Genomic DNA, 11,135 nt, shown 5'->3' with positions numbered 1-11,135 from the left:
TGCGCTCGGGTGATTTCAGTCCAGGCCATCTTGATCTCATCAGGTTATCGCAAACCCATGAATCATAACCCGCTGAAATCACTCAACTCATTTTCGGTCAGACACTGAGACAGTAACGGACTGGTATTCGATCCAGGGTGCTGAATACTATATTGATGACGTTTGCCGTCATGTCTTCGCTGATTCCGATGACGAAGACTTTGTGATTGCGGGTGAGTTCCATATTCGCGGCTGGTATGTCGTTCCGGGTGTTTCCGGGTCCGGTCATCTCTATGCTGTTCTGATCGGGGACGAGGAGACGCCGCCGATCTTTATTCCGACGGCTCGTGAAGTGCGGTCTGACGTGATGGGGCTGTTCCTTGGTGCGCCGCGCCGTTCCGGCTTTGCCGGGCAGGCGGCATTGCGCGGGAAGTGGTGCGAGGGCGTCTTCCGCATTGGTCTTGTGAATGTGGTTCACGGGCGAGGGGCGTTCCAGCTCACCAGTGTACAGATCGAGGTTGAGGGCGGTCAGATCATTGGTATTGCGCGTGTTCCGCCGTCCAATGGTCAGATTCTTCGCGATTTCGAGCGGATTTCGGAGAGTGATGGCCTGCTCCGGGGCGTGAAGCTGGCTTCGCTGAACAAGCCTGTCGGGCAGGAATATAAGGGCGATCTGGAGTTCTATATCGATTACTTCACCGGCATCATTGAAGATGGTGGCCGGCATGAGCGGGATCTCGAAGAGAGCGATATTATCATTCGCGGCTGGGGGTTCCTGCGTGGCATCTCCCGGGCAGGGCAGCTTTATGTTGCGCTTGTGAATGAGGATAACGGAAAAACGGTGTTTCTCGGGACGTCCCGGCTGATCCGTCAGGATGTCCAGACGATTTTTCATGATGCACCGCTCTGCGTTGGTTTCGTCGGTAATCTGAGTCTGAGCAAGGGGCTCAATGAGAAGCTGGATGGCTGGTATCGTGTCTGTCTGCTGAATGTCGTCGCAGATGAGATGGGGATGCGGCCAACGGGCATTCGCGTGCTGTGCGAGGCGGGCCAGATCAGATCGGTTGAGCAGGATGGACCATCGGATGCGACTGTTGCGCTGTGTCAGCAGAGTGCTCTGGAGATGATTGAGTAACAGGCTGTTTTAACGTGCTTCGCGACTGGATCTGAGTGTTTGTGTTGATGTCTCTCTCTGAGCTGCCTTCGGTATTCGACTGGCACGCGGACGCGGCCGGTGACCGTTCGGGAATACCTGTGTGGCTCAGGTTTGACGCGGAATGGTATCGGGCGCGCTATCCGGTTGCTGAAGATGTGCTTAAGGCGGGAGATTATCCGTCTGCTCTTGAGTATTATCTGCGGGTCGGTCAGGGGCTGGGACATTCTCCCAATAAGTGGTTCGACGAGTCCTGGTATCTTGCGACCTATGCTGATGTTGCCGGGACGGTTGCCAGCGGAGAGTGGTCGTCCGGCTTTCAGCATTATGTGCTGCATGGTTATAAGGACCGGTCACCACACTGGTTGTTTTCCGAAGATTATTACCGGACGTTCAACCCTGAGCTGACATCGTTTGTCTTCCGTGCGGAGGGGGTTGCAAACGGGTATGATCACTACCTGTCGGGTGGAGAGTGCGGCTACCGAAGTGGCAGTATTTTCTTTGATCCGGCGGTGTTTTCGTATTTTTCCGGCAGGCCAGGGAGTGCCGACGCTGCTTCAGCGCGGAGTGGTGGCGACAGGTTCTATCCTGAGTATGGACAGTTTCTGGGCAGTGCGCCCGGCTTTGCTGATCGGTGCCGTACATCCTGGTATTTCGATCCTGTCTGGTATCTGGACCATTACCCTGAAGTCCCGGATCTTATCCGGGGCGGTGAATATGGCTCCGCGCTGCATCATTACATCACAGCCGGTCAGTATAAGGGGTATTCGCCGCAGGAAAGTTTTTCGGAGGAGTTTTACCGGAAGAAATATCCTGACGTTGCGGAGTGCGTGACGGCGGGGCTCTTTCGTTGTGGGTATGACCATTTTCTGACGGCCGGTGCTGTTGAGGGGCGCATCCCTGCTCCGGATGTTTCTCTGGCGCAGTATGCATCGCTGGCGACGGTTCGGGCAGATATTGAAAGCGGGCTGTTTCGCGATCCGTACGCGCACTGGATTGCCTCGACTGAGAAACAGGATGCGCGGTTCTGCGCGGACGACCTGGATGAGATGGATGCCAAGCTGGCATTTTGCCGGCTGGCGCGGGGGCTGGCGCAGGGGGCTGCACGCGGCGGCGGTCTGGATTTCACATGCGCCGGGATGCCGGTTGTCAGTGTGATCATGGTTCTGCACAACCAGTTTTCGCTGACGCTGATGGCGCTTGCGTCTCTGCGCGACAATTTTGATGGCAATATTGAACTCATCATTATTGATTCATGTTCCGGTGATGAGACGGTTCATCTTGAGCGTTATGTTCATGGCGCGAAGATCGTTCATCTGAACTATAACGCGGGTTTTCTGCTGTCCTGCAATATGGCGCTGGACTCCGTGACCTCGAACGCGGTGCTCTATCTGAACAATGATGTCCGGCTTGCGCCGGGGGCGCTTCGGGCGGCGCTGAAGCGGTTGCAGTCCGATCCGCGTATTGGCGCGGTTGGCGGAAAGATTATCCGGACGAACGGGCTTTTGCAGGAAGCCGGATCGATCATCTGGCGTGATGGCGCGACGTTCGGGTATCTGCGGGATCATGATCCGAATTGTCCCGAAGCGAATTTTGTCAGGGATGTCGATTACTGTTCCGGTGCGTTTCTGCTGGTGCCTGCGGTTCTGGCGAAAAACCTTGGTGGTTTCGATCAGAGTTATTGCCCTGCCTATTTTGAGGAAGCCGATTTTTGTGTGCGGCTGATCAGGAAGGGGTATCGGGTCGTCTATGATCCGTCTGTCGTTATTGAACATCTGGAGTTCGGGTCCTCGACGTCTGCGGCCTCGATGTCGCTGATGCAGAGAAACCGCCGGATCTTTATGACGCGTCAGGCGGAGTTTCTGAGGCATCAGCTTCCGGCTCATCTGGGCAATACGGTTCTTGGGCGGTCCCGGCGGAGTGAGCGGCCACGGGTGCTGTTTATTGAGGATCGCGTGCCGCTGCGGACGCTCGGGTCAGGCTATGTCCGGTCCAATGACATTGTGCGGAGCCTGGCGCGGCTGGGTTGCGCGGTGACGGTCTTTCCGATTAACGCGCATTATCACTCGCTGGGTCGGATTTACGGCGATTTTCCCGACACTGTGGAAATTCTGTTTGACCGGTCCGCGACCGATCTGGATGGATTTCTTGAGGAGCGGACAGGGTCATTCGATGCTGTCTGGATCGGTCGGACGCATAATCTGGCACGAATTCTGCCGGTTCTTCATAAAAACAGCCGCTATATGCCCGCGAAGGGTTTCATTCTTGATACCGAGGCCGTGGTGAGTCCCCGGCTGCTGATGCGCGATCGGGTGCTTGGTCCGGGCGGGCCACGGGGCGACATTGAAGAAAAGCTTCGGGCCGAGTTTGAGTGTGCTTACTTCTGTCAGCAGATTGTTGCTGTCACGACGCAGGAAGCGAACTTCGTAAGACGGGCTGGTCATGCGAATGTCAGCGTTCTGGGGCATGCGCTGACAACGCGGCCGACGCCTGCGACATTCAGCGAGCGCCAGGGGCTGTTGTTTGTCGGGTCGATTATTGACGACACCTCTCCTAATCTGGACTCGCTGTTGTGGTTCATGAAAGAGGTGATGCCGCTGCTGAGGGAGACGCTTGGCGATACGGTGCGTCTGACGGCGGTCGGGTTCAGGACGCCTGGGGTTGATCTGCGTGGCCTGCGGGAGTTTGACGGCATTGATGTTGTCGACGGAGCGGATAGTCTGCGGGAGTTTTATGACCGGCATCGGGTTTTTGTCGCGCCGACGCGCTTTGCCGGGGGAATTCCTTATAAGGTTCATGAGAGTGCGGCTTTCGGGGTGCCGGTGGTCGCGAGTAATGTGCTGATCGGGCAGCTGGGCTGGAAGGCGGGCAGGGATCTGCTTTCCGGCGGGGAGCCGGATGCGGCGACATTCGCGGCGGCTGTGACGGATCTGTATCGGGACGAGGAAGTGTGGATGCGGGTGCGGTGCGAAGCGCTTCTTCGGGTTGAGGCGGATTGCGATCCGGCGAAGTTTGATGCTTCGGTAGAGGAAATTCTGGAGGCGGCGCGCCGTTAGGCGGCTTTCCCATGGTACATGTGGTCTGAGGCGGCCGGGTTGGGGCTTGAAGAGAACGATGGTGGATAACGTGAGTCAGTATTCAGGGCGGGTTTTGATTTGCAGCGGTGGCCGGTTTGAATCGCAGGCGAATGCTCAGGTTCGTGAGTCGATCATGGCGGGCTGGGGCGAGTGTTTTGGCGATGAGAATGTCTTTGCGGCCAATATCAGCGGTGCCGCTGCGGCGATTCAGTATCTGAAGCCGACGATTGTTTTTGGTATTGGCTCCTATCTTCCTGAAAGCACCTATTTTGGTGAGGTGGCGCGCGAGGCGAAAAAGATCGGCGCGGCGACAGTGTTCTGGGCGACGGAAGATCCTTATGAGCAGGATGCGTCTTATCGTATTTACGATGATTTCGACGCGATTTTTTCGTGCGAGCGCTGGGGTTCGAATTTTTATACGCGCGGGAATGTCTGGCATCTGCCGCTGGCGGCGTGCCCGAAACTGCATTACCGGCCGATTGTCGAAAACGTTGAGCGGACGATCGATGTTCTGTTTTGTGGCGTTGCGTTCACGAACCGCAAGGACATCGTACGCGGGCTGATGCCGACGTTACGTAATCTGAATATCAAGATTGTCGGGCCGGGCTGGGGTGAACTGGGCATTGGGTTTTCGGATGCGCGGCTGGAGAAGGAGCAACTGGTTCAGTTCTATTCGCGCTCTAAACTGGTATTGAATCTTGGTCGCAGCCTGAGTTTCGAGAACAAGCGATTCATGATTGCGCCTTCGACGCCTGGCCCCCGGACCTATGAGGCCGCGGCGGCGGGCGCGATGCAGATTTTCCACGAAGATACCTACGAGATTCGTCGGTATTATACGAAGGAAGAGATCCCGTCGTTTTCAAACCGCAAGGATTTTGACAGGCTGGTCTCGACGTATCTCGATAATGAGGCGCTGCTTCTTGAGACGGCGAAAAAAGCACAGGCCCGGACGATGGCGGATCATACATACGGGCATCGTATCCGGCAGGCGCTGGGTGTGCTGAAAGAGAATGGATTTCTCCCGGCCTGAATGGCGGGTGAGGGGTGACTGTCACGGCCTCTTTCTGGCGCGGACGAGGGATGAGCCGGGAGCTGCTGCTTCCGGTTTTTTCTTGTGGTGCTTCGGATTACGTCTGGCTGGAAATATGGTAACCGGATTGATACGAATCATAACCGGGGTACGTTTTCCGTGCTCTCGTCTGTGCATGTTACGGATTGATGCAACTTTACGAACAGTCGGGCGCCAGGAACGGACCTGAAGACATAAAGGGCAAGACGGAAAAATGGTAGCTTCACGTTTTCTGGTGACTGGCGGAGCTGGTTACGTTGGCAGTCACATGGTTCTCGCTTTGCTGGATGCAGGCCATGAGGTGACTGTGTATGACAGTCTCCGAACGGGGCATCGGGCTGCGGTTCCGTCCGGAGCCCATTTTATTGAAGGTGACCTGGCTGATCTGCCGCTGCTGAATTCGGTTCTGGCTGATGGTCCCTGGGATTGCGTGTTCCATTTCGCGGCTTTGTCGCTTGTGGGCGAGAGCATGCAGCATCCTCTGATGTATATGACGGCGAACGGGGCGCTGGGTTTCGGGCTGATTGATGCCTGCGTGAAGAATGGTGTGAAGAAGTTCGTCTTTTCTTCCACGGCGGCGTTGTTTGGTTCGGCCGGTGACAAGCCGATTGATGAGACGACGCCGGTTGATCCGGGTTCGCCTTATGGTGAAAGCAAATACGTTGTTGAGAGGGCGCTATACTGGGCTGACCGGATTCATGGTCTGCGGAGTGCCTGTCTGCGATATTTCAACGCGGCTGGCGCCGATCCGGCAGGGCGGGCGGGTGAGGATCACCGGCCTGAGACGCATCTGATCCCTCTGGTGATCGATGCGGCGCTTGGGCGGCGGGATGCGCTGACGCTCTTCGGGCAGGATTATCCCACGCCGGATGGCAGCTGTATCCGTGATTATATTCATGTGACGGATCTGGCGCAGGCGCATCTTGCGGTGCTGCCGCTGCTGGATGATCGCAGTGTGACGTTCAATGTCGGGACCGGGAAAGGGAATTCCAACCTGGAGGTTATTCAGACAGTGGAGCGGGTCAGCGGGCGAGCCGTGCCATGGAAGGCCGGAGCGCGGCGACCGGGCGATCCGGCGGTTCTTGTGGCGAGTCCGGCGCTTCTGATGAAAGAGACGCCCTGGAAGCCATCTTTCGCGGATCTCGATAAGGCTGTGGAGACGGCGCTGGCGTGGCGTGAGGCTCATCCTGGTGGCTATCAGAACTGAGGGAATGACAGACGTGGCGCCTGTGCCGGAAGACCTGATTGCGGCGGCGACCTCGGTCCGGGAGCGGGCTTATGCGCCGTACTCGAATTTTCGGGTCGGCGCCGCGATGTTTTGTGATGATGGTCGCATTTTTGCGGGCTGCAACGTTGAGAACGCGGCGTATCCTGAGGGTCTCTGTGCCGAGGGCGGTGCGATTTCGGCGATGATTGCCGCAGGTGGGCGCCGCATTGTTGAGGCTGTGGTTTGTGGTGGAGGCGCGCCCTGTCCGCCATGCGGTGGTTGTCGGCAAAAGCTGCGCGAATTCGGTGTACCTGCGATGAAGGTGCATATGGTGGATCCGTCGGGCGGGGTGCTGCTGACGCGAACACTGGCTGAACTGCTGCCTGACAGCTTTGGTCCGGATAATCTCGGAGTGGCAGACGTTCAGGCCTGATTCACGGCGTGTGTCTGTTCGGAATGTGAAAGGTTGTTCTGAGGCGTGGGTGGTCGGGCGCATGAGCCGGTGTGCCATGTTCCTGTGCTCCGATGTTCAGAGTCCGGACAGCCACGCTGCTTCGCGGTTCATGGTCTGCTCCATCAGAGTGGTTTCTCACCTGGCTGCGAAACTTCTGAAACAGTTATTCAGAGCACAGGATTTTTATGTGTTCCGGTGATTTTTGAGCCCGGTTGCTGGTATCCTGCGATCTCAGCAACCGGGCCCGAAGAAATCTGAAGCGATGAAATTCAGTGTCTCAATGCTTACTCTTTCAATAGAAGCAGGTTTACACCCCAAAAGATTAAGGAATCGTAAATTCCGGCACAAATATTCGCGTTTGAAAATATTTCATAACGTATTGGCGATGATCGGCGTAATCGGATTGTCGTTTGTCTCGCGGGCCCAGGCGCAGTTCATACCGATACCACTGAGGCCCGGCGTCGGGGCGGACGACGCACGTCATGCGATTACAATGCAGGGGCTGCCGTGGAGCGCGATCGGACGGGTGCAGACGGAACTGGGCGGGCGCTGCACCGGGTTTCTGATTGCGCCGATGGTGGTGGAGACGGCGGCGCACTGTCTCTGGATTGCGAAAACAGGGCGGTATATTCAGCCTCGGGATGTTCATTTCCTGCGGGCTTATAATCGGGGAGAGTTTGCTGCGCATGCGCGGGTGGTACGGTTTCTTGTGCCGCCGGGTTATGATCCCAGGCGTGAAGCGATGACGGCGGCTTATGATCGGGCGACGCTGTTTCTTGATGTACCGACGGGGACGGCGGCTCAGATTCTGCCGGTTGCACCGGGATTGCCGGCATCCGGTGAAGAAGTGGAACTTGGTGGTTACGAGCAGGATTTCAGTGAAATCGTGACGTCTGACATGACCTGTCATGTCACCGGTATTGCGTCCGACGGAGAGAGACGTCCGATGATTTCGCATGATTGCGATGCGACGCGGGGAAGCAGCGGGGCTCCTCTGCTGGCGTGGCGGGACGGGCACTGGATGGTGCTGGGTGTGCAGGTTCTGGCGAATTCCGGGCGTGGAGGCGAGGCTGTGCCACTGGCTCCCGTGTCATCCGGGGCGGATCGTGGAAACCGCTAACGACTGATACCGGAGGCTGTATTGACCTCTGGCGTGGTCCAGGCCGCAGCCCTGTCAGTCTCACTCAGGGCAAAGGCCGGATCTTCTGCTATTACACCGGATCGTGATCAACATAGTATGCATCTCAGTTATTATTTTTGTTGTTGAATAACCCAAAGCGCGCAACGATGCGGCTACAGGGCAGAATCGGGATGGTCCGGTTCTGTTCGGTTCATTAATCCTATTTGCCAGGAGTTCCGCGATGGAACGTCTTGCTAATCCTGCCCCTCTCGGTCTTGCCGGGTTTGGCATGACCACGATCCTGCTGAATCTGTGTAATGCAGGATTTCTCCCACTGAATTCATCCGTGATTGCCATGGGGATTATTTTTGGTGGTGCGGCGCAGATGTGCGCCGGATTACTGGAATATCCGAAGGGTAATACGTTCGGGCTGACGGCTTTTACGTCTTTTGGCGCATTCTGGATCTCGCTTGCTCTGCTGATCTTCCTGCCGAAATTCGGTCTGATCGGGGCTTCGGGTCCGGCGGCGATGGCCTGTTATCTCGGCCTGTGGGGTGTGTTCACGGCGTTTATGTTTGTTGGCACGCTGCGGTCGAACAGGGTTCTCCAGTTTGTCTTCGGCTCGCTGGTTGTGCTGTTTGCGCTGCTGGCGCTTGGAGAAGCGACGGGTAACATGGCGATTACTCGCTTTGCCGGCTTTGAAGGACTGGCCTGCGGTGCTGCGGCTCTTTACCTGGCGATGGCTGAGGTGATTGAAGAGCAGCTTGGCCACCCGGTTCTGCCGGTTGGTATTCCCCGTGTCCTGACGCGTCTGCCTTCGGGAGCGCCACTCGCCGCCTGAGTTCCGGCTTTTATGACGCTTTCTCTGTCTTCATGCATCCCTGTGACCCGCTGGTTTCTTTACCGGCGGGTCATTTTTTATTGTTTTATCTGTCTGTTCTTTGTTGATGCTGTCAAAGGCCTGCAGATTCTGGTGTGTTTTTACGGATCCGGCAGAATGGATCGTGATCGTGGGATGCTGGCCGCCGTCGGGGATCAGAGTGTCGTCCGCATTTTTTCACGGAGATCGTTGCAGCGTTTGGTGAACCGGCTTGCCTTTGACGCGGTGAAGAAGTTGATGATGAAAGCGGCGCCGAGGGACAGGAAGGAGAGGAAGACGAGGATTTCATCCCACGGGGTGACAGCTTCGTCGTAATGGAAGGCTGAGTACATCAGCAGGCTGAGGCTGAGAACGGCACCGATGATACCGAAGACGCCGGTGGATTTGATCAGAGAGTCTTCGAAATTTTCAAAGTCGGCGGTTTCGCGCCAGAGATCGAAAAGCTGGCGGTCGATGTTTCCGACGTTTTGCTTGTGTTCCGCAATTTCACTGTCGGTTTGCTTGTGCGGATTTTTACGGTGAATATCCAGTTCCTGCCGGGCTTTGGAGAAGACGCGTCTGCGCTCCTTGATGGCGGGAAGACTGATATCGACGAAGCTCAGGATAGCGACGTTAAGTCCGGCTGAGAGCTGGACGACGGCCTGAAAGTCTCCCCATGTCATCGGCATCGTGCTGAACTTTGATCTTTGGTCCGTTGAGTGTCTGTGGACAGACGGTGGCGATAAGCATTCTGCAGGAGGATGGAATGTGCCAGCCTCTTTTTCCTCATGTCTGGTATTTGGGACAGCGCAAGGCACGGGAGATCAGGCGGTTGCTGTTCCGACCATCATGGGATGATGCTGTTTGTTTTTCGGGCAAATGAGATGGTCTGCTGTACGAGATGCCATTCCGGCAATCTGTATGGAAAAATAAGGGGGTCGGAGTTTGTGATTATGCCAGAGGCTGTGACGACTGACCTGTGGATGAGAGCATCTCCGGGCTCAGCCTGGAGAGGGACCATGGTACCCTGAACTCCGGTTTGCTGATGGTTTGCAAAGACAAACCTTTGCCGGATTCCAGGGCAGAGCCCTGCCAGCCTCACTCAGGTCAAAGGCCAGACTCTCTGGTATTTGTATAACGTCAGGCGCTTTTGTAACCGAAATATTGTGGCACACGTTTCGTGAAGGCGCCGATATTCCGTCTCAATATTGCAAATTGTTTAATTAATAGCTTTTGTCTGAAACGCCTAATAATATTCCGGGGGATGCGGTTTTTCGGGCCATTGCGCAGTATGTCGTGATGGCGCGAGGGCTGGCATTCAGGCAGCGCGGAGGCATGAAAACATGTCTGATACCAGCTTTGCGACCGATAACGATTATTCTGCTGAAACATGTGATGACGGGAAAGATGCTTTTGATATCTTTCCTTTTCTTTCCGACGATGTTCTGACGAATGTTGTCGAGGAGATGAATACATCTGGCTTTGGTGTTGTCAGGGGCTGCATTAATCCTGAGATACTGATGCCGGCGGTTCGGTTTATTGAGGAGCGGGTCGCGGCATCCGGTGGCGAATATGTGGCTTTCGCCGGCTCTGACGCGCTGGCAGGCACTTTTCTTGCGGGATTATCTTCATCGCCTTCGTTCAGGGCTGCCTGCGAGACGTTATACCGGAAGGGAACGGGGCTGCGGGCGCCGGACACGCCGTTCTACCAGCTTCTGCGCTGCCTTTCCGGTGGCACGGGTAAGCAACATTCTTTTTACTTCCATTATGATTCATATGTTCTGACTGTTCTTCTGCCGATTGTCATTCCATCCGACGGAAGAGCCGGGGATCTGGTGATGATCCCGAATATGCGTCGCCTCAGGAAAACCTATGCTGGCAACCTGATCGATAAGGTTATGCTGGAAAACCGTGTCGTTCAGAAGGGCCTGAAGATATTCGTTTCGTCCGGTTGGCTGCCGGCGACACGGGTGCGCATGATTCCGGGTAATGCTTATTTTTTCTGGGGGTATCGTTCGATTCACGCGAACGAACCGTGCGACCCGGACCGAACCCGCGCTACGGCGCTGTTTCACTACGTTAATCCCCATGCGGAAAGTGTCGTGCGTGAGAGGCTTGGGAGGGGATGGGCTGCTGTCAGGCACGGGCATGCGCGGGCGAACGGCCTGTGGCGGCAGCGTGTGTAGCGACCAGCTCCCGTTACTTCGGAAAATTCGT

General features: G+C 56.2%; 9 protein-coding genes. 8 read left to right on the top strand and 1 reads right to left on the bottom strand.

What is annotated here, in order from left to right; all coding sequences use genetic code 11:
* Positions 1-202 precede the first annotated feature (202 nt).
* The 7 genes from GOB85_RS15685 to GOB85_RS15655 all read left to right on the top strand — a co-directional run bounded on the left by GOB85_RS15685 (position 203) and on the right by GOB85_RS15655 (position 8,900).
* Positions 203-1,114, top strand: a complete 912-nt coding sequence (locus GOB85_RS15685) for a hypothetical protein (RefSeq protein WP_242011565.1) — start codon at positions 203-205, stop codon at positions 1,112-1,114.
* 47 nt (positions 1,115-1,161) lie between these two features.
* The gene (locus tag GOB85_RS15680; protein ID WP_173578441.1) at positions 1,162-4,188 is read left to right on the top strand and encodes a glycosyltransferase; all 3,027 of its coding nucleotides are present in this window, start codon (positions 1,162-1,164) and stop codon (positions 4,186-4,188) included.
* Between the two features lie 58 nt (positions 4,189-4,246).
* A complete protein-coding gene (locus GOB85_RS15675) occupies positions 4,247-5,239 on the top strand; it encodes a CgeB family protein (protein ID WP_173578440.1) in 993 nt (330 codons plus the stop codon).
* 253 nt (positions 5,240-5,492) lie between these two features.
* Positions 5,493-6,485 carry a UDP-glucose 4-epimerase GalE gene (galE, locus tag GOB85_RS15670; RefSeq protein WP_173578439.1) on the top strand — a complete coding sequence of 331 codons (993 nt, stop codon included), beginning with the start codon at positions 5,493-5,495 and terminating at the stop codon, positions 6,483-6,485.
* 4 nt (positions 6,486-6,489) lie between these two features.
* Positions 6,490-6,918 (top strand): cytidine deaminase, encoded by a 429-nt coding sequence (locus GOB85_RS15665; protein WP_173578442.1) that lies wholly within the window; start codon positions 6,490-6,492, stop codon positions 6,916-6,918.
* Between the two features lie 406 nt (positions 6,919-7,324).
* Positions 7,325-8,059, top strand: a complete 735-nt coding sequence (locus tag GOB85_RS15660) for a trypsin-like serine peptidase (protein WP_173578438.1) — start codon at positions 7,325-7,327, stop codon at positions 8,057-8,059.
* A gap of 241 nt (positions 8,060-8,300) precedes the next feature.
* Positions 8,301-8,900 carry an acetate uptake transporter gene (locus GOB85_RS15655; protein ID WP_173578437.1) on the top strand — a complete coding sequence of 200 codons (600 nt, stop codon included), beginning with the start codon at positions 8,301-8,303 and terminating at the stop codon, positions 8,898-8,900.
* Positions 8,901-9,094: 194 nt separating this feature from the next.
* Here the strand turns inward: GOB85_RS15655 and GOB85_RS15650 are convergent, their stop codons facing one another.
* Complete coding sequence (locus tag GOB85_RS15650; protein WP_173578436.1) at positions 9,095-9,607, bottom strand: hypothetical protein; 513 nt, start codon at positions 9,605-9,607, stop codon at positions 9,095-9,097.
* 654 nt (positions 9,608-10,261) lie between these two features.
* Here GOB85_RS15650 and GOB85_RS15645 point away from each other — a divergent pair.
* The gene (locus tag GOB85_RS15645; RefSeq protein WP_173578435.1) at positions 10,262-11,104 is read left to right on the top strand and encodes a hypothetical protein; all 843 of its coding nucleotides are present in this window, start codon (positions 10,262-10,264) and stop codon (positions 11,102-11,104) included.
* Positions 11,105-11,135 lie beyond the last annotated feature (31 nt).

Origin of the sequence: Acetobacter fallax, assembly GCF_011516735.1 — a bacterium.
Lineage (GTDB): Bacteria > Pseudomonadota > Alphaproteobacteria > Acetobacterales > Acetobacteraceae > Acetobacter > Acetobacter fallax.
The sequence above is the reverse complement of the archived record's forward strand: the minus strand, read 5'-3'. Positions and strand labels throughout refer to the sequence as shown.